The organism is Geodermatophilus saharensis, assembly GCF_900188205.1.
GTDB lineage: Bacteria > Actinomycetota > Actinomycetes > Mycobacteriales > Geodermatophilaceae > Geodermatophilus > Geodermatophilus saharensis.
Window position 1 is genome coordinate 73,414 of sequence record NZ_FZOH01000005.1, and the last position, 23,237, is coordinate 96,650.

The following is a 23,237-nucleotide window of genomic DNA, read 5'->3' on the forward strand; positions in this document are numbered from 1 at the left end:
GGGGCCCGCGCCAGGAGGGCCACCACACACCCATGGAGGGGTACCCGTGCTCACACTCACCCGCAGCGTCGGCGAGACGATCCGCATCGGCGACGACATCGAGGTCCACGTCGTCGAGGTCCGCGGTGGCACCGTCCGCCTCGGCTTCAAGGCCCCCCGCGAGGTGACCATCCACCGCGAGGAGGTCTACCGGCAGATCGCCGAGGCCAACCTGCTCGCCGCCCAGGTCACCGCCGACACCCTCGGCGCCCTCGCCGCCTTCGCCCCCGCGGCCGGCGGTCCCCCTGCCCCGCCGGAGGCCCGCGGCCACTGAACGACTGGCACGACTCGCACGGACGGCCGGCCCGCGCCTCGGCAACTCCTGCCGGAGCGCGGGCCCGTCCCGGCGGAGGCCCGCTCCGCACGGGCAAGACCTGACGAAGGTCTGCCCGCGGATTGCAGAGGGCACGGCGAGTTGTGTGCCCATCACTGTCCGCTTCTGCGACAGAGTTGCCCCCGAGCACGACACAGGGGGCGATGGAGATGCAGCAGAGCGTGATGGCAGAGATCCCGCAGGCCGACGAGACCGTCGTCGTGCACGTGCAGCTGCGGCCGCGCCGCGGGTCGACCCGCCGCTGCCTGGCCGAGCTGTCGGCCCTGGCCGCCGCGCACCCCGCGGTCGCCTTCTCGGTCACCGGCCTGGCCAAGGACGAGCGCGTCGTCCGGGTGACCGTGGGCGTCGAGCTCGGCCCCCGCGCCGCCATCGCCCGCTTCTCGCCGCAGGCGCAGGCCGCGTACGCCTTCGTCAGCGACGTCTTCACCGTGCTCTACGACCACATGCCGGTCTACGCCACCGAGCCGGCCGTCGCCGAGCGCGCCGCCGCCGAGGCCCTGCTGCAGGTCGCCGACGACCTGCTCGAGCCGGCCCCGGTCGCGTACGCCGCCGTCTGAAGAAGGACCCTCCTGCCCCCCGCCACTCGCTCCGCTCGTGGCGGGCCCCTGCAGGAGGGCCGTTCCAGTACCTCGCCTGCCGTCGCCTTTCCCCGCGATCGACTGGAGACCCCGGTGACTCCCTCCGCTGCCGACCGCCCGGCCGACGCCGGCACCCGCGCGCCGCTCGTCTTCGGCGGCATCCCCGAGGCCGAGGGCTTCGCGGCCGTCCCGATCACCGCCCGCGACCGGGTGCACTTCCGGGTCGACCGCGACCTGCCGCTCGCCGAGTTCCGCGCCGACCTGCCCGACGGCGTCACGGTCAGCCACGACGAGGGGGAGGGGCTCTACCGCGTCGACGGCCCCTGCGGCCAGGGCCAGGTCCTCGCCGACTGGGTCCGCGCGTGGTGCGCCGGCCGCGGCTGCGCCACCGTGGGCCTGCGCGCCGAGGCCGGCGTGCGCCGCCGCGCCCCACGCGACCTGCCCCCCGCCTTCCTCGAGGACCTGTGCCGGCACTACCACCCGGTCAGCCTCAAGCGGCTGCAGCGCAACTCCAGCACGCTGCGGATGCACGTGCCCGACCCCGACGACCTGCACCAGCAGGTCGCCGAGTGGATCCTCAAGGCCGTCGGCCAGTACGACGAGACCAAGGGCGTGCCGTTCGGGGCCTTCCTCGCCACCCAGCTGTCGAAGTGGGTGCACGACCTGGGCCGCAGCGCCCACGGCCGGACGGCGGCCGACACCGAGAACCGCCAGCAGAAGGCGATCGCCGCGTTCCAGGCCGAGCACCAGCGGCGGCCCACCGAGCGGGAGCTCGCCGCCTACCTGGGGCAGAGCGTCGAGACGCTGCGCCGCAACGCGCAGACCGTCGCCACGCTCTCGGGGCTGCGCAACCTGCAGTCCCTCGACGGCGGGCCCGACGCGGCCGAGGTGCTGGTGCCCGACTCCACCGAGGCGCCCGACCAGATCATGGACGAGGCCGAGCAGACGCTGCTGTCGCACGCGCTGACCGCCGCCTGCGCCCCCGACCCGACCGCCGCGCGCGGTCAGCGCGCCGCCCAGCCCAACGTGCTCGGCTGGGCCACCTGGTACCTGACGACCTGGGGCGGGCAGACCAAGACGCAGGTGTCGGCCGACCTCGGGACCTCGGTCCGCAACATGAACGTGCACGCCGACCGCGTCGAGCGGGCGCTCAAGGACCGGTTGACCGAGCTGTCCGAGTGACGCGTGGGTGGACGGACCACAGGAGTCCGCCACCGACGGGTACACCCCGGCTCTCGCCTGCCGATATCCAGAGCGGAACCGGGAGGGCCCGCCGCCGCGCCGCGCGGCCGGGACCCGATGCGCCGACGGGGGAGGGTGCGGTGAGCGTGCTGCCCGCGGGCGACCCCGCCGTCGTCCTGCTGCCGCACTGGCTCTCGGCGGCCGACCGCGAGCTGCTGGCCACCGTCGTGCGGGCCTCGCTGGCCGCCCCGGAGCTGCACCCGGTCGACGCCGTCCACCTCGCCGACGTGCTCACCGAGCTCCACGTCGCCGCCGCGCGCGAGGCCGTCTGGCCCGGCCCCGCGGCCCGCGTCCGCCGGGTGACCGGCTGGCCCGACGACGTGCTGCCGGTGCGGCTGTCGGCCGAGGAGCTCGACAGCGTGTTCGGCCTCGCCGCGCTGCCGGCTGCGCTGCGCGCCGCCCTGGCGGGACGCCGCCCGTGACGCCCTCGCGCGCGCTGCGCCCGGCCTCGGGCCTGCTGGCCCGGCTGCGCCCGGCCGCGGTCGCCGTCGACGACGTCCGCGCCGCCGCCGCGACGGTGCTGCCGGCGCTGGCCACCGGGAGCCTGCGCGCGGCCGTCCTGACCGACCCCTCCGGCGGCCCCGTGCTGGTCCTCGCCGAGGACGAGCGCCGCACCCGCCTGCCGCTGCGCGACCTCGCCGAGGACATGACCGACGCCGGCGTGGCGCCCACCGCCGACGGCGTCGCCGCCGCGCTGACCGCCGTCGTGACCGGGCGCCCGGTCAGCGACGCCGCCGCCGCGCGCGCCGGGGTCGCCGTGCTCGACTGGGCCGACGGGGCGCGGTCGGCCGTCGGCTGGCGGGTCGTCGTCCGCCGCGGTGAGCGCACCGTCGCGTGGACGCCGTCGGACCGCGCCGACGCCGACGTCGTCGCCCGCACCCGCTCCGGTGCCACCGCGCGCGCCGCCGACGCGGGCGGTGTGCTGCGGGTCGAGGGCCCGGTGGCGCTGTGGTCGCACCCCGGTGCGCCGGTGCTGGCCACCGCCGCGCTGGCCGCGCCCGACCGGCTGCTCGCGCGGATCGCCGACGCCGGGCTGCCACTGCGCGACCCGCACGTCGTCGTCACGCCGGCGCGGCCGCTGGCCTGTGCGGTGGCCGGGGTGGCCGACCGGCTGGCCGCCCTGACCGGGGAGGCCTGCGTGCGGCTGCCCTGGTCCGGCCTGGCCGCCCTCCGCTGGCTCTAGAACGAGGCTCCCGGCCCGTCGAGATCACGTGATCTCGCCGCCCCTGGGCGCTCCGCGCGTCGAGATCGCGCGATCTCGACAGGCGAAGACCGCTCAGAGGAGGGTCCCGAACTCCCAGTGCCAGGGCTCGGGCTTCTCCCCGCCGGGGCGGGCCCAGTCGGGGTTGACGAACCCGAACCGCCCCGCGTTCTCCGTCATCCACCGCCACTGCGGCGTGCCGGCGACGTTGATCCCGCCGCACAGGTCGACCGCCAGCGCCCAGCCGTGGTTCGACGTGCCCGGCACCGCGGCCAGCGCCGGCTTGCGGCGGAAGGCGTCGACCTGCGCGGTCATCGACCGGTAGGAGTCGGTGATGCACAGCGGGCGGTCGAACTGCGCCTCGTAGGCCGCGGCCAGGGCGGCGTACCCGGCCGCGGCGTCGCAGCGCAGCGCGTGGCCGCGGGCGATCGGGCACAGCGCCTCGACCGGGATCCGGCCGTTGCCCCAGCCGCCCCAGGCGGGGCTGACCGGTCCGGCCGGCGGCGGGGGAGCGCCACAGGCACCCCGTCCCGACGCCGTCGCCGGCAGGGGCGCGTTGGGCTGCGCCGGCGCGGGCACGGTCACCCGGACCGCGCGGGCGTCGTCGGGCAGCGGCCGGACGCCCACCCGGTAGGTGGCGGCCGAGGCGCCCAGCACCTCGCCCTCGCCCAGATACAGGCCGACGTCGGAGCCGCCGTCGGAGACGACCAGGTCGCCGACCTGCAGCTGCGTGGCGGGCACGACCGCGGCCGACGCCCACTGCCCGGCCGCGGTGGCCGGCAGGTCGTACCCGGCCAGCAGCCACGCCGCCGCGGTGAGGCCACCGCAGTCGAAGCCGTCCGGTCCGGCGGCACCGGGGGCGTAGGGCCGCCCGGCCAGCGACAGCGCGCTGCTGACCGCGGCCACCGTCTCGGCGGGGAGCACCGTGACCGGGTGGTTGCCGGCGACGGCCCACGCCACCCCGGGCACGGCCTGCCCGGCGGCGTCCAGGGCGGGGGAGAAGCCGTCGGGCAGCCGGGTCGGGTCGGCCAGCTCGGCGGCCGGCGGCGGCTCGATGCCGGCCGACGCCAGCTCGGCGAGGGAGGCCTGCCAGCGCTGCAGCGCCGCGGCGTTGCGCGCCTGCTGTTCTCCGGCCGCGGGCACGGTGTCGAGCGCGGCCAGCTGCGCGGCGACGTCGAGCCCGAGGTCGCCGGCGGTCTCCCGGACCCCGGCCAGCAGGGTGCGCGCCTGCGCGGTGGCGCCGTCGAGGGCGGCCTGCGCCGTCGCCACGCGCTCCTCGGCGGCCTCGGCGGTGGCCGCGGCGCGCCGGGCCCGGACGACGGCGGCCTCCCGGTCGCCGTCGGCGCGGTCGGCCAGTGCCTGCAGGTACAGGACGCCGGAGGTCGTGCCCGGGGCGTCGGCGTCGAGCGCGAGCACCGGCATCCGCCCGGTGGCCGGGGCGCGGTAGAGGTCGGCCGCGGCGGCGCCGACGGTGCCCCGCTCCGCGGCCACGGCGGCGCGGGCGGCCTGCGCGGCAGCGGTGGCGTCGGTGAGCTGGGCGCGGCGGGCGCCGATCTCGGCCTGCAGCCGGCGATAGGCGTCGGCGTCCTGCAGCAGCGTGCTGCGGGCGGCCAGCGCGAGCCGGGCCGGGTCGCCGGCCACCGAGGCCGAGCCGGGCGCGGAGGTGGTGGGGGCCAGCAGCACCGACAGGGCGGGCACCAGCAGCGTGGCCAGCCCGACGACGAGCAGCCGGGTGCGCCAGGGGCCGCGCAGCCGCGCGCGCAGGGTGCGGCGGCGGGCGGTGCGCTTGCGCCTGCGCGACCCCGTGCGGGTCGCGGGGCGCTTCGTGCCCGGGCGTCCGGCGGCGCGGGCGGCCAGCAGCGCACGCAGGGCCTCGGCCTCGCGGGCGGTGAGCTCGCGGCGGGGGCCGGCGGCGGGGGTGCCCGGGGGAGCGGGCGTGCGCGGTGCAGGCACGGCGTGGTCCCCCGGCGGTCTCGACTGGCGTGGCCGGCTCCGCGGCGCGGGGCCGTGGAGCGCTCGCCGTCGGATCGACCGGTCGGGGGACCCGGAGGAGGGAGCGGGCGGGCGACCTCACCCCTGCGGGGGAGGAGGTGCGCCCGCCCGGGGGACGCCAGGGAGGTGCACGTCCGCGGAAGTGCACCCGTGGGGCCGACCCGGTCCGGGCACTTCCGCGGACGTGCACGGGGGAGGTCAGCGGTCGGGGGGCCACCAGCCGCCGTGCCGGGGGACGAGGGCGATGCGGTGCTCGCCCCCGTCCGCGGTGGACACCACGAGCTCGACGGCGGTGACCACCCGCACCCGGTCGTCGTCGTCACGCAGCAGGCGGCCGGTCGCCAGGGGGATCGGGGGCAGGACCAGCAGGTCCTCGGCCGGCTCGCCGCCCACCGGCGCCGTCGTCAGCGCTCGTCGAGCGGGACGAAGGCCCGCTCGGTCTCGCCGGTGTACACCTGCCGGGGCCGGCCGATCTTCGTGGACGGGTCGTCGATCATCTCCCGCCACTGCGCGATCCAGCCGGGCAGCCGGCCGAGGGCGAACAGCACGGTGAACATCCGCGTCGGGAAGCCCATCGCCCGGTAGATCAGCCCGGTGTAGAAGTCGACGTTCGGGTAGAGCTTGCGCTCGACGAAGTAGTCGTCGGACAGCGCGATCTCCTCGAGCTGGCGTGCCAGGTCGAGCAGCTGGTTGTCCCCGCCGAGCTTGTCGAGCACGGTGTCGGCGGTCTGCTTCACGATCGCCGCGCGCGGGTCGTAGTTCTTGTAGACCCGGTGGCCGAAGCCCATCAGCTTGACGCCGGGCTCCTTCCGCTTCACCCGCTCGACGAACGCCGGGATGTCCCCGCCCTCGCGCTGGATGGACTCCAGCATCTCCAGCACCGACTGGTTGGCCCCGCCGTGCAGCGGGCCGAACAGCGCGTTGATGCCGGCCGAGACCGAGGCGAAGAGGTTGGCGTGCGAGGAGCCGACCAGCCGCACGGTCGACGTCGAGCAGTTCTGCTCGTGGTCGGCGTGCAGCACGAAGAGCATGTCGAGCGCGGCGGCCAGCTCGGGGTCGACCTCGTAGGGCTCGGCGGGGAAGCCGAAGGTCATCCGCAGGAAGTTCTCGACCAGGCCGAGGGAGTTGTCCGGGTAGAGGAACGGCTGGCCGACGGACTTCTTGTACGCATAGGCGGCGATCGTCGGGAGCTTGGCCAGCAGCCGGATGGTGGAGATCTCCACGTGCTCGGCGTCGAAGGGGTCCAGCGAGTCCTGGTAGAAGGTCGACAGGGCGCTGACCGCCGAGGACAGCACCGGCATCGGGTGCGCGTCGCGCGGGAAGCCCCGGAAGAACTGCTTGAGGTCCTCGTGCAGCAGGGTGTGCCGGCGCAGCCGGCTGTCGAACTCGGCCAGCTGGTCGGCCGTCGGCAGCTCGCCGTAGATCAGCAGGTAGGTGACCTCGAGGAAGCTCGCCTTCCCGGCCAGCTGGTCGATCGGGTAGCCGCGGTAGCGCAGGACGCCGGCGTCGCCGTCGATGTAGGTGATCGCCGAGGTGCACGAGGCGGTGTTGACGAAGCCGATGTCGAGGGCGACCTGGCCCGTCGTGGCGAGCAGCTTGGAGACGTCGAGCCCGTCGGACCCCTCCGTCGCGGGCACCACGCGCAGCGGGAGCTCACCTCCCGGGTGCCGGAGAGATACCTCGGGGGCGCGGTCGGCCGCGGCGCTGTCGGCTGCGGCGCTGGCTGTCTCGGTCATGGTGGTCCGACGCTACTGGCGTCGGGCCCGTCCGACGACACGGACGGTCATCCCGCCGGGTGGGCCGGCGTCCCGGCCCACCCGGCGGAGGGTCACCGGCGGGTCAGGGGTGGGTCATCGACAGGACGTCGAGGGCCTCGTCGAGCTGGGCCTCGGTGAGCTTGCCCTGCTCGACGTAGCCGCGCTCGAGGACGACCTGGCGGATCGTCTTCTGCTCCGCCAGTGACTGTTTGGCGACCTTGGCCGCCTCCTCGTAGCCGATGTACCGGTTCAGCGGGGTGACGATCGACGGCGAGGACTCGGCGTACTCGCGGCAGCGCTCGACGTTGGCGGTGATCCCGTCGACGCAGCGGTCGGCGAGGACCCGGCTGACGTTGGCCAGCAGGCGGATCGACTCCAGCACGTTGCGCGCCATCAGCGGCAGGGTCACGTTGAGCTCGAAGACGCCGGTGGTGCCGGCGAAGGTGACCGCGGCGTCGTTGCCGATCACCTGCGCGGCCACCTGGATGGTCGCCTCGGGGATCACCGGGTTCACCTTGCCCGGCATGATCGAGCTGCCCGGCTGCAGGTCGGGGAGGTTGATCTCGGCCAGGCCGGTGCGCGGGCCCGAGCCCATCCAGCGCAGGTCGTTGGCGATCTTCACCAGGCCGACGGCGATGGTCTTCAGCTGCCCGGAGGCCTCCACGAGGCTGTCGCGGGAGCTCTGCGCCTCGAAGTGGTCGCGCGCCTCGGTCAGCGGCAGCTCCAGCTCCGCGGCGAGCCGCTCGATGATCGCCGCGGCGAACCCGGGCGGGGTGTTGATCCCGGTGCCGACGGCGGTGCCGCCCAGCGGCAGCTCACCGATGCGGGGCAGCGAGGCCTCGAGCCGCTCGACGCCGTAGCGGATGGTGGCGGCGTACCCGCCGAACTCCTGGCCGAGGGTGACCGGGGTGGCGTCCATGAGGTGGGTGCGGCCGCTCTTGACCACCTCGGCGAACTCCCGCGCCTTGCGCGACAGCGAGGCCTCCAGGTGCTGCAGCGCCGGCACCAGGTCGCGCACGATCGCGCGGGTGGCCGCCACGTGGATGGCCGAGGGGAAGACGTCGTTGGACGACTGCGACGCGTTGACGTGGTCGTTGGGGTGCACCGGCGTGCCGCCGGCCTCGGTGGCCAGGGTGGCGATGACCTCGTTGGTGTTCATGTTGCTCGACGTGCCCGAGCCGGTCTGGAAGACGTCGATGGGGAAGTGGTCGTCCCACGAGCCGGAGACCACCTCGGCCGCGGCGTCGGCGATGGCGGCGGCGACGTCGCCGTCGAGCACCCCGAGGTCGGCGTTGACCCGCGCCGCGGCGCCCTTGATGGCGGCCAGGGCGGCGATGAGCTCGCGCTCGACGGGCGTGCCGGAGATGGGGAAGTTCTCGACGGCGCGCTGCGTCTGGGCCCGCCACTTCGCCCACGCGGGCACACGGACCTCCCCCATGGAGTCTCGTTCGATGCGGTGGTCCTGCTCGGCGGCCACGCTGGCTCCCGTGTGGTGTCGGTGGGTTCTGTGCTGCAGCCGTGACCTTAGGAGGACCCCCTGCGCCCCTGCTGCCCCCGGGCCCGGAGCGGCACCCCGGCCCGCGTCGGCCGGACTCCTACCGTGCGCCGGACACCCCCGTCCCAGGAGGCTCCGTGACCCACCCGCACCACCCCGCACCCGGCACGGTCCCCGTCGGGGGCTGGACGCCCTGGGGGACGTGGGATCCCGCCGCCGGCCAGCCACTGGCCCCTCTCCCCACGCCGGAGGTGCCCGCGGCCCGGGCGGGTCTGGGCGGCGCCGCGGTCGTCGCCGCCGGGCTCGTGGTGGGTCTCGTCCTCGCCGCCGTCGTCGCGGCGGTGCTGCTGCGCGGCGTCGCGGAGGACGCCGGCCGGGCGGCGGGCGAGGCCATGGGGACGTCGGTGGCCGACGCGCTCTACGGCGGTGCCACCGATCCGTTCGTGGGCGGGACCCTCGGGGAGGTCGAGCAGTCCGCCCCGGTGGCACCCGGGGACCTCGGACCCGACCCGGTGCTCGACGGCTACGCCCAGCAGTGCTTCGACGGCGACCTGCAGTCCTGCGACGACCTCTTCGCCGACTCCCCACCGCTGTCGGACTACGAGGAGTACGCCCTCACCTGCGGCGGCCGGGTCAAGGCCTGGTCGGTCGTGTACTGCACCGAGCTGGAGTAGCGGGGCGGGGGAGCCGGGTCGCAGCCGTCCCGTGACCCGGACGTGCTGGTCGCCGCCGGTCCTGCGGACCTAGCCTGGCCCCGCCAGCACCCGTACCGAGGAGCTCCCGCGATGTCGCAGCCGCCGTACCCGCCGCAGGGCGGCGACGACCCCGCGGGCCGGCGGCCCGGGCAGCAGGGGTGGGGTCAGCCCGAGGAGCCGACGCGGCAGCTCGGTCAGCCCGCCCCGCCCACCACGCAGTTCCGGCCCGGTCAGCACGGCGGGGAGCCGCGCGAGCAGACCGCCCCCCTCGGCCGGCCCGACCCGGGCCAGCCGTACCCGCAGCAGTACGGCCAGCCGTACGGACAGCAGCCCGGCTACGACCCGACGCAGCAGTTCCCGCAGCAGTACGGCCAGCCGTACGGACAGCAGTACGGACAGGGCCACGACCCGAACCAGCCGTACGGCCAGCCGCCGGGCTACGGCCAGCAGTACGGCCAGCAGTACGGCCAGCAGCAGTACGGCCCGCAGTACGGCCAGCAGCCGCCGCCGCAGAAGCGGAAGAACCTGGCGGTCGTGCTGGGCGTCGTCGGTGTCCTGGTGGTCGCCGGTCTGGCCGCGCTGCTGTTCTTCCTCCTCCGTGACGGCGACACCCCCGTCGCCGACCCGCCCCGGACGACGAGCGCCTCCTCGTCCTCCGCCGGGCCGTCGTCGTCGAGCTCGTCGTCGAGCCCGTCCACCTCGAGCGCGCCGCGGCCTCCGACCCCGTCGTCGTCCAGCCCGCCGCCGCCCCCGCCGAGCCCCGGTGGCGGGTCCGCTGCGGCGCCGGTGCCGCCCACCGGCCTGGGCGACGACGCCACCTACCAGCCGCTGGCCCAGGCCTGCTTCGACGGGGACTTCGCGGCCTGTGACGAGCTGTGGCGGCTGACCCCCTCGGGCTCGGAGTACGAGCAGTACGCCGGCACCTGCGCCGGCCGCGTGCCGTACCAGACCAACGCCTGCCAGGAGCGGCTGGGCACGACCACGCCGGCCGAGCCCACCCCGCCCACCGGGCTGGGCGACGACGCGACCTTCCAGCCGCTGGCCGAGGCCTGCTTCGCCGGGGACTGGGCGGCCTGCGACCGGCTGTGGCTGGAGACCCCCATCGGCTCGCCCTACGAGGACTACGCCGGCACGTGCGCGGGCCGGCTGCCCTACGAGGAGCAGGGCACCTGCGAGGCGCGGCTCGGCTGAGACCCGGCGGCCGGGGGCGTCGGGTCGCTCAGTCGTCCTCGTGGGAGCGGTCGAAGGGCACCGCGGAGTAGGCGCGCAGCTTCTCCAGCGAGTGCAGGCTGTCGATGGAGCGGATGGTGCCCGAGCGCGAGCGCATCACCAGCGACTGCGTGGTGCAGCCCCCGGACCGGTACTGCACGCCGCGCAGCAGCTCGCCGTCGGTGATGCCGGTGGCCACGAAGAAGACGTCGCCGCGGACCAGGTCGTCGATCTGCAGCACCCGGTCGAGGTCGTGGCCGGCGTCGAGCGCCTTCTGCCGCTCCTCGTCGTCCTTGGGCCACAGCCGGCCCTGCAGCGCGCCGCCCATGCACTTGAGCGCGCAGGCGGCGATGATCCCCTCCGGCGTGCCGCCGATGCCCATGAGCAGGTCGACGCCGGTGCCCTCGCGGGCCGCGGCGATCGCGCCGGCGACGTCGCCGTCGGAGATGAACTTGATGCGGGCGCCGGCCTCGCGGACCTCGTGCACGAGCTGCTCGTGGCGCGGCCGGTCGAGGATGCAGACGGTGACGTCGGCGACCGAGCTGTGCTTGGCCTTCGCGACCCGGCGGACGTTCTCGGCGACCGGCGCGGTGATGTCGACGACGTCGGCGGCGGCCGGCCCGGTGGCGATCTTCTCCATGTAGAAGACGGCCGAGGGGTCGTACATGGCGCCCCGGTCGGCCACGGCCATGACCGCGATGGCGTTGGGCATGCCCTTGGCCATGAGCGTGGTGCCGTCGATGGGGTCGACGGCGACGTCGCACTCGGGGCCGTAGCCGTCGCCGACCTGCTCGCCGTTGTAGAGCATCGGCGCCTCGTCCTTCTCGCCCTCCCCGATGACGACGACGCCGCGCATGGTCACCGTGCCGATGAGGGCGCGCATGGCGTCGACCGCCGCGCCGTCGCCGCCGTTCTTGTCGCCGCGGCCCACCCAGCGGCCGGCGGCCATCGCGGCGGCCTCGGTGACCCGCACGAGCTCGAGGGCGAGGTTGCGGTCGGGCGCGGGGCGGTCGGTGCGGAAGGTGCTCACGCGGGGAGCGGGGGGCACGGGGCCGTCGGGCACGGGAAGGATCACGGGACCTCCAACGTCGGCAGCGTCGCCGGTGCCCACCGTTCCGGCCACCCCGGTCCCGGTGCCGGTCGGGCGGGCGGTGCGTCGGGATGTGGAGCGACGGGGTTCTGGATCGGTGCTGCGATCCTAGGGGTATGACCACGACCGGGCCGTCGGGCCGGCAGGCCCCCGAGGAGCCGCCTGCCCAGCAGCAGCCCACCCAGGACCAGCTCGCGCCGGAGCAGCCGCCGCCGGCGCCGTCGGCCGTCGAGCGGGCCAACCGGATGAGCGCGGCGAACATGGTCCGGTCGCTGCTGCCGCTGGTGGTCGCCTGCCTGCTGGTCGTCGGCTGGATCGCCTTCCGGCAGGGCGACGTGGACCCGGTCCGGGCGATCGACCCCTCCAGCACCGTGCAGCTGGCCGCCACCCGGGCGTCCTACCCCGTGGAGGTCCCCACCGGGCTGCCCGACGGCTACCGGCCGACGAGCGCGCGGACCGACGCCGGCGAGGCCGTCGACGGCGCGCCGGTGACGCTGGAGGTGGGCTACGTGACGCCGTCGGAGGAGTACGCGGGCTTCCTGACCACCGACGACCCCCGCGCCGAGCGGCTGACCGCGGTGCTCGACGGCGCCGAGGAGGACGGCACCGTGGAGCTCGGCGACCGCACGTGGACCCGGCTGACCAGCGACCGCGGCGAGACGGTGCTCACCGTCGAGGACGGCGGCGTCACCACGATGGTCACCGGCTCGGCCGACGACGACGAGCTGGAGACGGTGGCCGGCTCCCTCGCGCCCGTCGTGGTGCGCTGAGCGCTCAGTCCTGCCGCTCGGCCGGGGTGGCGGCGGCCAGCCGCTCGCGGGCGCGGTCGAGCCAGTGCCGGCACAGCTCGGCCAGCTGTTCGCCGCGCTCCCACAGCGCCAGCGACTCCTCCAGCGTCAGCCCGCCGGCCTCCAGCCGGCGCACCACGTCGGCCAGCTCCTCGCGCGCCTGCTCGTAGGTCTGCGTCGGCTGCTCGGCTGGCTGCTCGGTCGGCTGCTCGCTCACGGGTGCCCATCCTGCCTGTCGACCCGCACCGGCAGCCGCCCGCCCGCGACGCGCACCGACAGCCGCTCGTCGTCGGCCACCTCGCCCGGCTCGCGGACCAGCGCGCCGTCGGCCCGCTGCACGAGCGCGTAGCCGCGCTGCAGCGTCGCCTGCGGGGAGAGGGCGGCGACCCGCGCCCGGGCGTGCTCGAGGTCGCGCTCGGCGGTCTCGACCCGGTGGGTGAGGGTGCGGCGGGCCCGGTCGCGCAGCGCGGCGACGTCGTCGGCCCGGCCGTGCAGCAGCCGCTCGGGGTCGGCCAGCACCGGCCGGCTGCGGACGCTCTCCAGCCACCGCTCGGACTGCTCGACCCGGACGGTGAGCAGGTGCCGGGCGCGGGCGCGCAACCCGTCGACCAGCCGGCGCTGCTCGCCGATCTCGGGCACCACGCGGTGCGCGGCGTCGGTGGGGGTGGCGGCGCGGACGTCGGCGACGTGGTCGACCAGCGTGGTGTCGGTCTCGTGGCCGACGGCGGTGACCACCGGGGTGCGGCAGGCGGCGATGGCGCGGACCAGCCCCTCGTCGGAGAACGGCAGCAGGTCCTCCACCGACCCGCCGCCGCGGGCCAGGACGATGACCTCGACCTCCGGGTCGCGGTCGAGCCGCTGCAGCCCGTCGATGACCGACGCCGCGGCGTTGACGCCCTGCACCAGGCTGTGGTGGACGGCGAAGCGCACCGCCGGCCAGCGCCGCCGCGCGGTGACCAGCACGTCGCGCTCGGCGGCCGAGTCCTTGCCGGTGACCAGGCCGACGACGGCGGGAGCGAAGGGCAGCGGGCGCTTGCGGGCGGCGTCGAACAGGCCCTCGGCGGCCAGCAGCCGGCGGATCCGCTCGATGCGGGCCAGCAGCTCGCCCAGGCCGACGGCGCGGATCTCGGTGGCGCGCAGGGAGAACGAGCCGCGGGCGATGTAGTAGTCGGGCCGGGCCCGCACGATCACCCGGGCGCCCTCGGTGAGCTCCAGGCCCGGCCGGTCGGCGACGTCGCGGGCGCAGGTGACCGGCACCGACAGGTCGGCGGCGGGGTCGCGCAGGGTCAGGAAGACCGTCGCGGCGCCGCTGCGCCGGCTGAGCTGGGCGACCTGCCCCTCGACCCACACCTCACCGAGCCGGCCGATCCACTCGGCGACCTTTCGGGCCACCGTGCGCACCGGCCAGGGCGCCTCGGGGGAGGAGGGGGCGGTCATGCCCGCGACTGTGCCAGGCGCCGGTGACGACGACGGCCCGGCACCCCGGAGCGGGGTCCCGGGCCGTCTGCCGTTCTACGCCTATCCCCGGGGCTGCAGCGGGCTGGCGTCGACCGCCTGCTGCTCGAGCTTCTCCAGCCGGTTGCGCAGCATCGTGACGAACGGCGAGCGGTTGCGGGTGGCCTCCTCGTAGGCGAGCAGGTCCTGGACGGTGGCCAGCTGGTAGCCGCGCAGCCGCCCGCGCAGCTGGGCGATGGTGAAGGAGTCGTAGCCCTCGACCGGCGCCGTCCCGGCTGCCTGCGACCCGGAGACGTCGCTGCCGCCCTCGGGGTCGTCGGTGGGCGCGGCGGAGTCCCCGCCGACGGCGTCGACGGCCGCGCCCTCGGCGCGCGCGGCGTCCTCCTCGGCGGTGTCGGTCTCCCCGACATCGGTGCGCACGCCGGTGGCCGCCGCGACCGGGGTGCCGCTCTCGTCGGTCACGGTGTCCTGTGTCGCGGTGTCCTGTGCCCCGGTGTCCTGGCCGGTGTCCGGGCCGGTGTCCTGGCCGGTGTCCTGGCCGGTGTCCTGGCCGCCCTCGGGGGCGACGACGCCCTCGTCGGTGACCGTGCCCTCGACCGTGGTGACCTCCCCGTCGGGGCCGATCACGTCGACCTCGGCGGCCGTGTCGGCCTCGGGGGTGGCGTCGGGGGTGGTGTCGGCCGCGGCGGCTGCGTCGGCGAGGCCGATGTCGGTGTCGGGGGTGCCGGAGTCGGCGGCGTCGGGCGTCGTCGTGTCGTCGCTGCCCACGTCGGGGGCGCCGGCGAGCTCACCGACCGGAGAGCCCCCCGGGTCGCTGGCGGCCGGGGTGTCGTCGGGTGCGCCGGCCGCGGGGGTCGCGTCGGTGCCCTCGGCCTCGAGCAGCGCGCTCTCCAGCGCGTCCTCGGCGGTGAGCGCGGAGTCGGCGGCCCCGAGCGCCGCCTCGGCCTCCTCGGCGCCCAGGACCTGGTCGGTGACGTCCTCGACGGCGGCGACCACCGCGGCCGGGGACGGCTCCGGCGGCAGGCCGGCGAGCTCGTCGTCGACCAGGCCGGCCGCGTCGGTGTCGACGTCGATCTCCATGACGTCGACCTCGGTGAGCTCGGTGACGGTGTCGGGCTCGCGCAGCGCCGCGGCGGTGTCCTCGACGGCGGCCACGACGGCGTCGGCGGCCGGGTCGCCGGGGAGGGTGGCGACCTCCTCGTCGGAGATGCCGGTCGTGTCGACGTCGGGCGCGCGGTCGAACGCGGAGTCGCGGAGCACGTCGATCGGCTGGGCCACCAGCCCGGTGCCCGCCGGCTGCTCGTCCTCGTCGTCGTCGAAGGTGGCCATGCCCGGCTCGCGGTCGCCGCGGATCCCGGTGAGCACCTCGTCGCCGCGGGCCACCAGCCCCGACCACTGCTGCTGCAGCTTCATCGCCGCCTGCAGCGCGATGCCGACGATGCGCACCGGCAGACCCGGCAGCGTCCGGGGGAGGCTGCGGACGTCGTCGAGGACGGTGGCCGCCAGTCCGACGGTGGCGCGGACCGGCTCGGGGATCTCACGGGACATGCACCCAGCCTGCCGCAGGGTCTGCGGGTCGGCACCACGGCCCCGGCGGGGGCCACCCGGTCGGGCGGGGAGTTCCTCGCGGCGGCGTGACCAGCGTCTCCCACGGGCGGCCCGCGGCGGAGGCCCGGTGTGAGCGGGCGAACACCGGGGGTCAGCGGGCCCGCTCTCTACCATGAGGTCATGGCTGATCAGCGCGGACGGGTCCTGCTGGCCGATCCCCGGGGCTACTGCGCCGGCGTCGACCGGGCGGTGGTGGCCGTCGAGCGGGCGCTGGAGATCCACGGCGCCCCGGTGTACGTCCGCAAGCAGATCGTCCACAACAAGCACGTGGTGGCCACCCTGGAGCGGCGCGGCGCCGTCTTCGTCGACGAGACCGACGAGGTGCCCGAGGGCTCGGTCGTCGTCTTCAGCGCCCACGGCGTCTCCCCGGCCGTCCACGAGGAGGCCGCCGCCCGGCAGCTGCGCACCATCGACGCCACCTGCCCGCTGGTCACCAAGGTGCACCAGGAGGCCAAGCGGTTCGCCCGCGACGACTACGACATCCTGCTGATCGGCCACCGCGGCCACGAGGAGGTCGAGGGCACCTCGGGCGAGGCGCCGTCGCACATCCAGCTCGTCGACGGACCCGACGACGTCGCGAACGTCCAGGTCCGCGACCCCGAGAAGGTCGTGTGGCTCTCGCAGACGACGCTCTCGGTCGACGAGACGCTCACCACGGTCGACCAGCTGCGGACCCGCTTCCCGGGGCTGCAGTCCCCGCCGAGCGACGACATCTGCTACGCCACGCAGAACCGGCAGCAGGCGGTCAAGCAGATGGCGCCCGCGTGCGACCTGGTGGTCGTCGTCGGCTCCACCAACTCGTCGAACTCGGTGCGGCTGGTCGAGGTCGCGCTGGAGGCCGGCGCCCGCGACGCGCACCTGGTCGACTACGCCGCCGAGATCGACCCCGCCTGGCTCGAGGGTGTGTCCACCGTCGGCGTCACCAGCGGCGCGTCGGTGCCCGAGGTGCTGGTGGGCGAGGTCCTCGACTGGCTGGCCGAGCGCGGCTACCCCGACGTCGAGACGGTCAAGGCCGCCGAGGAGCGGCTGGTCTTCGCGCTGCCCCGCGAGCTGCGGCCCGAGCGCGGCGAGTCCGCCCGTCCCGCCCGCTGAGCGGCCGCCACCGACACGAGAAGGGCCCCCTCCCGGACGGGAGGGGGCCCTTCTCGCGTCGCACGCTCAGCGCTTGGCGGCCCACCGCACAACGGCCAGCACCACGGCGACACCGGTGGCCACGGCCATGGTGGGGAAGCCGCGGATCAGGATCGTCGCGAGCGTCGGGAGGGTGAAGCTCGCCGACGGCGCCAGGCCGATGTTGACCGCGGCGACCGCGACGAAGACCAGCGGCGGGCAGCAGACGACGGTGAGCAGGTCGCGCGGGCGCACCAGCAGGGTGCCGACGGCGGTGGCCGCGACCAGGGTGACCAGGGTGAGCGTGCCCAGGCCGACGGCGAGGAAGGAGTCGACGGCACCGCCGGCGAGGGTGATGACGAAGACGCCGAGGACGGCGAGGACGCCGCGCAGCCCGGTGTCGCGGCGGCCGTCGGGCGGGGTGCGGCGGGACGAGCCGCGCGACCCGCGGCCGGGGACCGCGTTCCGACCGGCGTCGCGGGCCGGTACGCGCTCGACCGGCCGGCTGTGCCGCGGCGGGGCCTGCGTGCCGTCGCGGCCGGCGACCGGGGGCGGGCCCGGCTGCGGGGGGCGCTGCCCCGGGCGGATCGCCGGCGGCCGGGAGTCGGGGACCGGACGGCCGTGCCCCGTGCCCGCGCCGTGACCGGAGCCGCCCGGGCGGCCGCGGGGGTGCGGCGGGGGAACCGGCGGCAGCGACATGCGCGAGGCCCGGGCGGGCGTCGCGTCGTGCCGCGGGAGGTCGGGGCGCGGAGCCGGCGCGCCGGCGAGGGGGCGCTGCCCGCGGACCCCGCTGTCGCGCCAGGTGTCGGCTGCGCTCGCCGAGGCCATGGCCACCTCCCCGTCCCGTCCGCCGTCCCGTGCCGGGCCGGTCCCGGTGCACACCGTAGCGACGGCAGGCCCTGCGGCGGGGCACCTTCCGGTGTGGACTCTCGACACGTCACCGTGTCGATTTGGCAACTCTGGGTGGGCCGCGGGATGGGTGTGACGGAGGGGTCCAGCGCGACCGCCGGGACGGGCGCCGCCGCGGGCGGCCGGGCCGCTCAGCCTCCGTCGGTGAGCCGCCAGCGCAGCGGGACGTCGTCCGCGGCGGTGTCGTCGGCGGCCGTGCCGGGGGCGTCGGGCGCGTCGTCGGCGGCGGGCCGCAGCTGCCGCACCACCGCCTCGACCTCCGGCGGCGATGGCACCGCCGCCTCCCCGACGCCGAGGTCGTCGAAGCGGCGCGCGGCGGCGAGGACGGAGCGCTCGTAGGAGCCCACCGTCTCGTTGTAGCGGGTGAGCGTGGTGCCCAGGGCCGCCCCCAGCCGGGTCAGGTGCCCCGAGAGCGTGGTCAGGCGGGCGTGCAGCCGGCGGCCGACCTCGATGACCTGGTCGGCGTCGCGGGCCAGCCGCTCCTGCCGCCACGAGTGGGCCACCGTGCGCAGCAGCGCCAGCAGCGTGCTGGGGGTGGCGATGACGACGTCGCGGCCGAAGCCGTACTCCAGGAGCGCCGGCTCGGCCTCCAGTGCCGTGGTGAGGAAGCCGTCGGAGGGGACGAACAGCACGGTGAACGGTGCGGCGGGCCGGAAGGCGGTGGGGTAGCGGCGGGCGGCCAGCGCGTCGACGTGCGCGCGCAGCTGCCGGGCGTGCGTGGCGACGCGCTGGACCCGGACGGCCTCGTCGGTGGCCTGCACGGCCTCGATGTAGCCGGCGAAGGGGACCTTCGCGTCGACGACGACCTGGCGGCCGTCGGCGAGGGTGACCACGAGGTCGGGCCGGACCCCGGCGCCCTCGTCGTTGGTGGAGGAGGGCTGCTCGACGAAGTCGCAGTGCTCGAGCAGCCCCGCCACCTCCACGACCCGGCGCAGCTGCACCTCGCCCCAGCGGCCCCGCACGTGCGGGGTGCGCAACGCGGGGACCAGGGCCGCCGTCTCCTGCCGCAGCAGCGCGCTGGTCTGCCCGACGGTGCCCATCTGCTCGCGCAGCTCGCCGTGGGCGGTGGCGCGGTCGCGCTCGATGCCGGCCAGCAGCCGGTGCAGGTGGTCCAGCGACTCGTGCACCGGCTCGAGGGCGTCACCGGCCGGCCGGCGACGGGAGACCATCGCGACGACGCCGAGCACGACGGCCGCTCCCAGCAGCGCGCCGAGCAGCAGGCCGAGGAGGAGCGAGGCGGCGTCCACGAGCAGCAGGGTGCCTCAGCTCACCGACATCCCCCGTGAGGCGGTGCCGACAGCGCTACAAAGGCACCTGTCGGTGCCGATAGCGCTACAAAGGCACCTGTGGGTGCCGATGGCGCCACGGAGGCACCGCTCAGGCGGGGACGGGGGCGTGCTCGGCCTCGTGGTCGAGCAGCCAGCGCTTGACCGGGGTGCCCCAGCGGAAGCCGCCGAGGCCGCCGTCGGAGCCGAGCACCCGGTGGCAGGGCACGAACAGCGCCGCGGCGTTGCGGGCGCAGGCGTTGGCCGCCGCGCGCACCGCGGCCGGCCGCCCGCAGCGGGCGGCGAAGGCGGCGTAGGTGTCGGGCTGCCCGGCGGGCACCGTGCGCAGCACGTCCCACGCCTCCTCGAGGAACGGCCCGGAGCGCTGCTGCACCGGGACGTCGTCGATCGCGCGCAGGTCGCCGGACGCGTGCGCCTCGACGGCGTCGAGGACCGGCAGGTGCTCCACCCGCTCGACCCGGGTGGGCCGCAGCGTGCGGTGGACGACGGGCAGCAGGTCGGCCACGTCGCCGGTCCACCCGGCGGCGAGGACGACGTCGCCGCCGTCGGGGCCGGGGGTGACGACGACGGTGAAGGGGCCGGGCGGGGTGGCGACGGTGGCGTAGCGGGCGGACGAGGTCATGACGCACTCCGATCGGGCGTGGGGGCGGGGGAGCGGGTGAACAGGGCGGGCGCGGCCAGCGACCACAGGTGCACCACCGCGTAGGAGCGCCACGGCCGCCAGCGGGTCGCGGCGTCGGCGTCGGAGCTGCCGAGGGCGGCGAGCGAGCGGCGCAGTGCGAGGTCGCCGGGGAGCCAGACGTCGGGGTCGCCGAGGCCGCGCATCGCCACGACCGCCGCCGTCCACGGGCCGATGCCCGGCAGCGCCAGCAGGTCGCGGACGGCCTCCTCGCGGTCGCAGCCCGGGTCGAGGGCCACCCGGCCGTCGGCCAGCGCCGCGGCCAGCCCGGTCAGGGTGCGGCTGCGGGCGCCGGTGAGCCCGACGGCGGACAGGTCGGCCTGCGCGAGCGCCGCGGGCCGCGGGAAGGCGTGGGTGAGGGTGCCGACCGGCTCGGCCAGCGGCGTGCCGGCCAGCGCGAGGACGCGCGCGGTGAGCGTCCGCGCGCCGGCCACCGACACCTGCTGGCCGAGGACCGCGCGCGCCGCCGCCTCCGGGGCGTCGGGCGAGGCGGGCACGCGGCGGCCGGGCGCGCCGGCGACCAGCGGGGCCAGCGCGGGGTCGGCGCCGAGGGCGTCGTCGACGGCGGCGGGGTCGGCGTCGAGGTCGAGCAGCCGCCGGCAGCGGGGGACGGCGGCGCGCAGGTCGCGCAGGTCGGTCAGCAGCAGCCGCGCCGTGACCGCGGGGCCGCCGTCGGGGGCGGGGGAGAGGCGGACGACGGCGGGCCCGCCGGGCAGGTCGAGGACGCGGGAGAACGTGGTGCCGTCCCACTCCTCGAGTCCGGGGACGGCGTGCGCGCCGAGGAAGGTCAGCACCTCGGCCGCGTCGAACGGGGCGCGGGCGGCCAGCCGCAGCGTCAGCCAGCCGGGCGTACCGCGGTCGCCGCCGCGCCGGCGGCTGCGCAGCTCGCTGGGGGTGCAGGCGAAGACCTCCCGGAGGGTGTCGTTGAACTGCCGGATGCTGGCGAACCCCGCGGCGAAGGCGACGTCGGCCATCGGCAGGTCGGTGGTCTCGATCAGCACGCGGGCGGTCTGGGCGCGCTGGGCCCGCGCGACGGCGAGCGGACCGACACCGAGCTCGCCGACCAGCAGCCGGTGCACCTGGCGCTCGGAGTAGCCCAGCCGCTCCGCCAGGCCGGGGACGCCGGCCCGCTCGACCTCGCCGTCGGCGATCAGCCGCATGGCCCGGGCGACGACGTCGGCGCGCACGTCCCACTCCGGGGACCCGGGGACGGCGTCGGGGCGGCAGCGGCGGCAGGCGCGGTAGCCGGCGGCCTGCGCGCCGGCGGCGGTGCCGTAGAAGGTCACGTTGGCGGCGGCCGGGGTGCGCGCCGGGCACGACGGGCGGCAGTAGATGCCGGTGGTGCGCACGGCGGTGAAGAACCAGCCGTCGAAGCGGGCGTCCCGGCTGGCGACCGCGCGGTAGCAGCGGTCGGTGTCGAGGGAGGCGGTCACGACTCCGAGCATGGCACCGCGCCGGGGCGGGGACTGGCGGGATTCGGACGCCACCGTGGGCCGGTGTCCGGGTGCGGCTGTCACTGCCCCGCAGCAGACTGCCCGCACCGCCCGCGCTCCCGCCCGGGCCGCCGACCAGGGGGAACCGTGATCGATCCGTCCGTGCCCGCGCGCCGCCACCTCCGCCTGCCCGTGCAGACCACCGGCCGGCAGGTGGTCGTCTTCGCCGACGCGGCCGACGAGCCGGTGGACTGGTCGGCCGCCGGGATCTCCGACGTCGCCGACTCCCGCGACTTCACCGCCGGGCGGGTCTCCGCGCAGACCCTCCGCGAGGCCGGCGCCACGGTGTTCTCCCGGCTCGGCATCGCCGTGGTCGCCGCCCCGCCGGACCAGGTGGGTGCGCTGCGCCGGCCGGTGCTGTCGGTGTCGCCCGAGCTGGTGCACCACGTGCTGCCCGACGACGCCTACGTCCGCGGCTACCGGGACGGCGTGGCCGACCTCGCCGGCCGCCTCGTCGGCACCGGCGGCGACGGCGCCGCGCCCGCGCCGCCGGTGTTCGAGGACACCGCGGCGGCCACCTGGGGCGTGCAGGCGGTGCAGGCGACGACGTCGCCGTTCACCGGCCGCGGCATCCGGGTCGCCGTCCTCGACACCGGCCTGGACCTCGCGCACCCCGACTTCGCCGGCCGGCAGGTCACCGCGGAGTCCTTCGTGGAGGGGGTGACCAGCGCGCAGGACGGCCACGGCCACGGCACCCACTGCACCGGCACCGCCTGCGGCCCGCGGGTGCCCCCGGCCGGCCCGCGGTACGGGGTCGCGTCGAAGGCGGAGGTGTACGTCGGCAAGGTGCTCAGCGACGAGGGCAGCGGCGACGACGGCGGCATCCTGGCCGGCATCGACTGGGCGGTCGCCAACGGCTGCGCCGTCGTCTCGATGTCCCTGGGGGCCGACGTGGCCGAGGCCCACCCGCCCTACTCGGCCGCCGGGCGGCGGGCGCTGGAGCAGGGGTCGCTGATCGTGGCGGCGGCCGGCAACAACGCCGACCGGCGCGCCGGCGACTTCGGCTTCGTCGGCGCCCCGGCCAACAGCGTGGAGATCCTCGCCGTCGGCGCGCTCGACGCGAGCCTGGCCACGGCCTGGTTCTCCGCGCGCAGCCTGCCGGTGCCCGGCGGGGAGGTGGACGTCGCCGGCCCCGGCGTGGACGTGCTGTCGACCTGGCCCATGCCCACCCGCTACGAGACGATCAGCGGCACGAGCATGGCCACCCCGCACGTGGCCGGGCTGGCCGCGCTGTGGGCCGAGGCCACCGGGCGGCGCGGCTTCGAGCTGTGGGCCACGCTCACCCAGGCCGCCCGGCGGCTGACCGAGCCGTCGGCCGACGTCGGTGGCGGGCTGGCGCTGGCGCCGCAGGAGGGCGCCGGAGCGGGCTGACGTCGGTCCGGGCACGTGCTCCCGCGGGGGTCCGGTGATCCCCGCCGCCGGGTTCGGCGGTCAACCCGGGAAGTGGCCCAGCTGGGACAGCACCGTCACGTTGTCCCAGATCAGCCACATCTCCGCGATCCGGCCGTCCTGGATGCGGAACACGCCGGCGAAGTCGAACCGCGCCTTCTCCCCCGACGGCGGGAAGGGGCCCAGCGGCCCGGTCTGGGTGCCCTCGTAGGTCGCCCACACGGCCGCCCGGTCACCGTCGACCAGGACCTGCGTGAACGTCTGCACGTTGTCCGGGAAGGCCTCCGCGTCCTGCCGCAGGAACTCCTTGAACTGCTCACGATCTGTGATCGACAGGTGTGGAGTCGCCTGGCAGTGCCGGGTGACGTCCGGGGTGAGGACGTCGTCGAGGAGGTCCGGACGGCGCGTGTTCATCGCGTCCTCCAGCCGCCGGACCAGCGTCCTGATCTGCTCGGCGTCGTCGGTCATCGGGACCTCCTGGTCGTCCGGCCGTGCAGCGACCCGGCCTGCCTACTCGCCGACACGACGGAGGTGCCGGCGACGTCTCGCCAGGGGGCCGGCACGCAGCCGGTCGTCACCCCGTGGGACGCCGCCATCACGGCTCGCCGCCTCGGAGGCCCTCGGGCGGCGTAGCCTCCGGCCGTGGGCTCCCCGCTGGCGCGGTTCAGCGTCACCGTCGACGACGGGCACCGGGCCGACCTCGACGAGGTGGCCCGGGCGCTGCGCGACTCGGGCCTGCAGGTCGACCGGGTGCTCGGCACGCTCGGGCTGATCACCGGCCGGGCGCCGGTCGACGCCCGCCCGGCGCTGCTGGCCGTCCCGGGCGTGAGCTCCGTCGACGAGCAGCTGCGCGTGCAGCTGCCGCCGCCGGACGCCCCGGTGCAGTAG

24 protein-coding genes are annotated in these 23,237 nt (G+C 76.5%); 11 read left to right on the plus strand and 13 right to left on the minus strand.

The features are described 5' to 3' along the window. Nucleotides 1-46 precede the first annotated feature (46 nt). The 5 genes from csrA to CHC04_RS13640 all read left to right on the plus strand — a co-directional run bounded on the left by csrA (nucleotide 47) and on the right by CHC04_RS13640 (nucleotide 3,376). Complete coding sequence (gene csrA, locus CHC04_RS25330; RefSeq protein ID WP_089404506.1) at nucleotides 47-313, plus strand: carbon storage regulator CsrA; 267 nt, start codon at nucleotides 47-49, stop codon at nucleotides 311-313. 224 nt (nucleotides 314-537) lie between these two features. Continuing rightward, nucleotides 538-930 carry a hypothetical protein gene (locus tag CHC04_RS13625; RefSeq protein ID WP_217897357.1) on the plus strand — a complete coding sequence of 131 codons (393 nt, stop codon included), beginning with the start codon at nucleotides 538-540 and terminating at the stop codon, nucleotides 928-930. Nucleotides 931-1,044: 114 nt separating this feature from the next. Further along, complete coding sequence (locus tag CHC04_RS13630; RefSeq protein ID WP_089404507.1) at nucleotides 1,045-2,133, plus strand: sigma-70 family RNA polymerase sigma factor; 1,089 nt, start codon at nucleotides 1,045-1,047, stop codon at nucleotides 2,131-2,133. Nucleotides 2,134-2,273: 140 nt separating this feature from the next. Continuing rightward, entirely contained in the window at nucleotides 2,274-2,615 is a 342-nt protein-coding gene (locus CHC04_RS13635; protein ID WP_089404508.1) for a hypothetical protein, read from the plus strand. Next, on the plus strand, nucleotides 2,612-3,376 hold the full coding sequence (locus tag CHC04_RS13640; protein WP_089404509.1) for a hypothetical protein: 765 nt from the start codon (nucleotides 2,612-2,614) through the stop codon (nucleotides 3,374-3,376). The genes CHC04_RS13635 and CHC04_RS13640 overlap by 4 nt, the downstream gene beginning before the upstream one ends. A gap of 93 nt (nucleotides 3,377-3,469) precedes the next feature. Here the strand turns inward: CHC04_RS13640 and CHC04_RS13645 are convergent, their stop codons facing one another. From CHC04_RS13645 to CHC04_RS13660, 4 genes are all read right to left on the minus strand, one after another. Next, nucleotides 3,470-5,347 (minus strand): NlpC/P60 family protein, encoded by a 1,878-nt coding sequence (locus CHC04_RS13645; protein ID WP_089404510.1) that lies wholly within the window; start codon nucleotides 5,345-5,347, stop codon nucleotides 3,470-3,472. A 237-nt stretch (nucleotides 5,348-5,584) separates the two neighbouring features. Further along, nucleotides 5,585-5,779, minus strand: coding sequence for a hypothetical protein (locus tag CHC04_RS13650; protein ID WP_089404511.1), 195 nt, complete (start codon nucleotides 5,777-5,779; stop codon nucleotides 5,585-5,587). Between the two features lie 11 nt (nucleotides 5,780-5,790). Further along, nucleotides 5,791-7,122 (minus strand): citrate synthase, encoded by a 1,332-nt coding sequence (locus CHC04_RS13655; protein ID WP_089404512.1) that lies wholly within the window; start codon nucleotides 7,120-7,122, stop codon nucleotides 5,791-5,793. 103 nt (nucleotides 7,123-7,225) lie between these two features. Then, the gene (locus CHC04_RS13660) at nucleotides 7,226-8,620 is read right to left on the minus strand and encodes a class II fumarate hydratase (RefSeq protein ID WP_089404513.1); all 1,395 of its coding nucleotides are present in this window, start codon (nucleotides 8,618-8,620) and stop codon (nucleotides 7,226-7,228) included. Nucleotides 8,621-8,775: 155 nt separating this feature from the next. Here CHC04_RS13660 and CHC04_RS13665 point away from each other — a divergent pair, with 155 nt between their 5' ends. Beyond that, entirely contained in the window at nucleotides 8,776-9,312 is a 537-nt protein-coding gene (locus tag CHC04_RS13665) for a hypothetical protein (protein ID WP_141233804.1), read from the plus strand. A 111-nt stretch (nucleotides 9,313-9,423) separates the two neighbouring features. Then, nucleotides 9,424-10,524, plus strand: a complete 1,101-nt coding sequence (locus CHC04_RS24195) for a hypothetical protein (RefSeq protein WP_089404515.1) — start codon at nucleotides 9,424-9,426, stop codon at nucleotides 10,522-10,524. Between the two features lie 28 nt (nucleotides 10,525-10,552). Here the strand turns inward: CHC04_RS24195 and glpX are convergent, their stop codons facing one another. Further along, on the minus strand, nucleotides 10,553-11,572 hold the full coding sequence (gene glpX, locus CHC04_RS13675; RefSeq protein WP_281252238.1) for a class II fructose-bisphosphatase: 1,020 nt from the start codon (nucleotides 11,570-11,572) through the stop codon (nucleotides 10,553-10,555). A gap of 176 nt (nucleotides 11,573-11,748) precedes the next feature. Here glpX and CHC04_RS13680 point away from each other — a divergent pair, with 176 nt between their 5' ends. Then, a complete protein-coding gene (locus CHC04_RS13680; RefSeq protein WP_089404516.1) occupies nucleotides 11,749-12,402 on the plus strand; it encodes a DUF4245 domain-containing protein in 654 nt (217 codons plus the stop codon). Between the two features lie 4 nt (nucleotides 12,403-12,406). On the opposite strand, the gene CHC04_RS13685 is transcribed toward CHC04_RS13680, so the two are convergent. From CHC04_RS13685 to CHC04_RS24200, 3 genes are all read right to left on the minus strand, one after another. After that, nucleotides 12,407-12,637, minus strand: a complete 231-nt coding sequence (locus CHC04_RS13685) for an exodeoxyribonuclease VII small subunit (RefSeq protein ID WP_089404517.1) — start codon at nucleotides 12,635-12,637, stop codon at nucleotides 12,407-12,409. Next, entirely contained in the window at nucleotides 12,634-13,857 is a 1,224-nt protein-coding gene (gene xseA, locus CHC04_RS13690; protein WP_089404518.1) for an exodeoxyribonuclease VII large subunit, read from the minus strand. The genes CHC04_RS13685 and xseA overlap by 4 nt, the downstream gene beginning before the upstream one ends. Before the next feature lie 81 nt (nucleotides 13,858-13,938). Then, a complete protein-coding gene (locus tag CHC04_RS24200; RefSeq protein ID WP_176450002.1) occupies nucleotides 13,939-15,423 on the minus strand; it encodes a hypothetical protein in 1,485 nt (494 codons plus the stop codon). A gap of 180 nt (nucleotides 15,424-15,603) precedes the next feature. Here CHC04_RS24200 and CHC04_RS13700 point away from each other — a divergent pair, with 180 nt between their 5' ends. Next, complete coding sequence (locus CHC04_RS13700; protein ID WP_089404519.1) at nucleotides 15,604-16,575, plus strand: 4-hydroxy-3-methylbut-2-enyl diphosphate reductase; 972 nt, start codon at nucleotides 15,604-15,606, stop codon at nucleotides 16,573-16,575. A gap of 66 nt (nucleotides 16,576-16,641) precedes the next feature. On the opposite strand, the gene CHC04_RS13705 is transcribed toward CHC04_RS13700, so the two are convergent. From CHC04_RS13705 to CHC04_RS13720, 4 genes are all read right to left on the minus strand, one after another. After that, complete coding sequence (locus tag CHC04_RS13705) at nucleotides 16,642-17,421, minus strand: DUF6542 domain-containing protein (RefSeq protein WP_141233805.1); 780 nt, start codon at nucleotides 17,419-17,421, stop codon at nucleotides 16,642-16,644. A gap of 212 nt (nucleotides 17,422-17,633) precedes the next feature. After that, nucleotides 17,634-18,749: a DNA recombination protein RmuC gene (locus CHC04_RS13710; RefSeq protein ID WP_089404521.1), complete on the minus strand. Its 1,116-nt coding sequence runs from the start codon at nucleotides 18,747-18,749 to the stop codon at nucleotides 17,634-17,636. A 130-nt stretch (nucleotides 18,750-18,879) separates the two neighbouring features. Further along, on the minus strand, nucleotides 18,880-19,410 hold the full coding sequence (locus tag CHC04_RS13715) for a methylated-DNA--[protein]-cysteine S-methyltransferase (RefSeq protein ID WP_089404522.1): 531 nt from the start codon (nucleotides 19,408-19,410) through the stop codon (nucleotides 18,880-18,882). Further along, nucleotides 19,407-20,900: an AlkA N-terminal domain-containing protein gene (locus tag CHC04_RS13720; RefSeq protein WP_245817189.1), complete on the minus strand. Its 1,494-nt coding sequence runs from the start codon at nucleotides 20,898-20,900 to the stop codon at nucleotides 19,407-19,409. The genes CHC04_RS13715 and CHC04_RS13720 overlap by 4 nt, the downstream gene beginning before the upstream one ends. Before the next feature lie 147 nt (nucleotides 20,901-21,047). On the opposite strand from CHC04_RS13720, the gene CHC04_RS13725 reads away from it, so the two are divergent. Continuing rightward, nucleotides 21,048-22,331: a S8 family serine peptidase gene (locus CHC04_RS13725; RefSeq protein ID WP_089404524.1), complete on the plus strand. Its 1,284-nt coding sequence runs from the start codon at nucleotides 21,048-21,050 to the stop codon at nucleotides 22,329-22,331. A 60-nt stretch (nucleotides 22,332-22,391) separates the two neighbouring features. Here the strand turns inward: CHC04_RS13725 and CHC04_RS13730 are convergent, their stop codons facing one another. Beyond that, nucleotides 22,392-22,817, minus strand: a complete 426-nt coding sequence (locus CHC04_RS13730) for an ester cyclase (RefSeq protein ID WP_089404525.1) — start codon at nucleotides 22,815-22,817, stop codon at nucleotides 22,392-22,394. Between the two features lie 174 nt (nucleotides 22,818-22,991). Between CHC04_RS13730 and CHC04_RS13735 the strand changes: the two genes are divergently transcribed. Next, nucleotides 22,992-23,237, plus strand: a complete 246-nt coding sequence (locus tag CHC04_RS13735; protein WP_089404526.1) for a hypothetical protein — start codon at nucleotides 22,992-22,994, stop codon at nucleotides 23,235-23,237.

Bases quoted from the DNA above. Each gene is read 5' to 3' on its own strand.
- CHC04_RS13705 (WP_141233805.1), bottom strand. From the start codon at position 17,421: ATGGCCTCGGCGAGCGCAGCCGACACCTGGCGCGACAGCGGGGTCCGC.
- CHC04_RS13700 (WP_089404519.1), top strand. From the start codon at position 15,604: ATGGCTGATCAGCGCGGACGGGTCCTGCTGGCCGATCCCCGGGGCTAC.
- CHC04_RS24200 (WP_176450002.1), bottom strand. From the start codon at position 15,423: ATGTCCCGTGAGATCCCCGAGCCGGTCCGCGCCACCGTCGGACTGGCG.
- CHC04_RS24195 (WP_089404515.1), top strand. From the start codon at position 9,424: ATGTCGCAGCCGCCGTACCCGCCGCAGGGCGGCGACGACCCCGCGGGC.
- xseA (WP_089404518.1), bottom strand. From the start codon at position 13,857: ATGACCGCCCCCTCCTCCCCCGAGGCGCCCTGGCCGGTGCGCACGGTG.
- CHC04_RS13730 (WP_089404525.1), bottom strand. From the start codon at position 22,817: ATGACCGACGACGCCGAGCAGATCAGGACGCTGGTCCGGCGGCTGGAG.
- CHC04_RS13680 (WP_089404516.1), top strand. From the start codon at position 11,749: ATGACCACGACCGGGCCGTCGGGCCGGCAGGCCCCCGAGGAGCCGCCT.
- CHC04_RS13625 (WP_217897357.1), top strand. From the start codon at position 538: ATGGCAGAGATCCCGCAGGCCGACGAGACCGTCGTCGTGCACGTGCAG.
- CHC04_RS13655 (WP_089404512.1), bottom strand. From the start codon at position 7,122: ATGACCGAGACAGCCAGCGCCGCAGCCGACAGCGCCGCGGCCGACCGC.
- CHC04_RS13715 (WP_089404522.1), bottom strand. From the start codon at position 19,410: ATGACCTCGTCCGCCCGCTACGCCACCGTCGCCACCCCGCCCGGCCCC.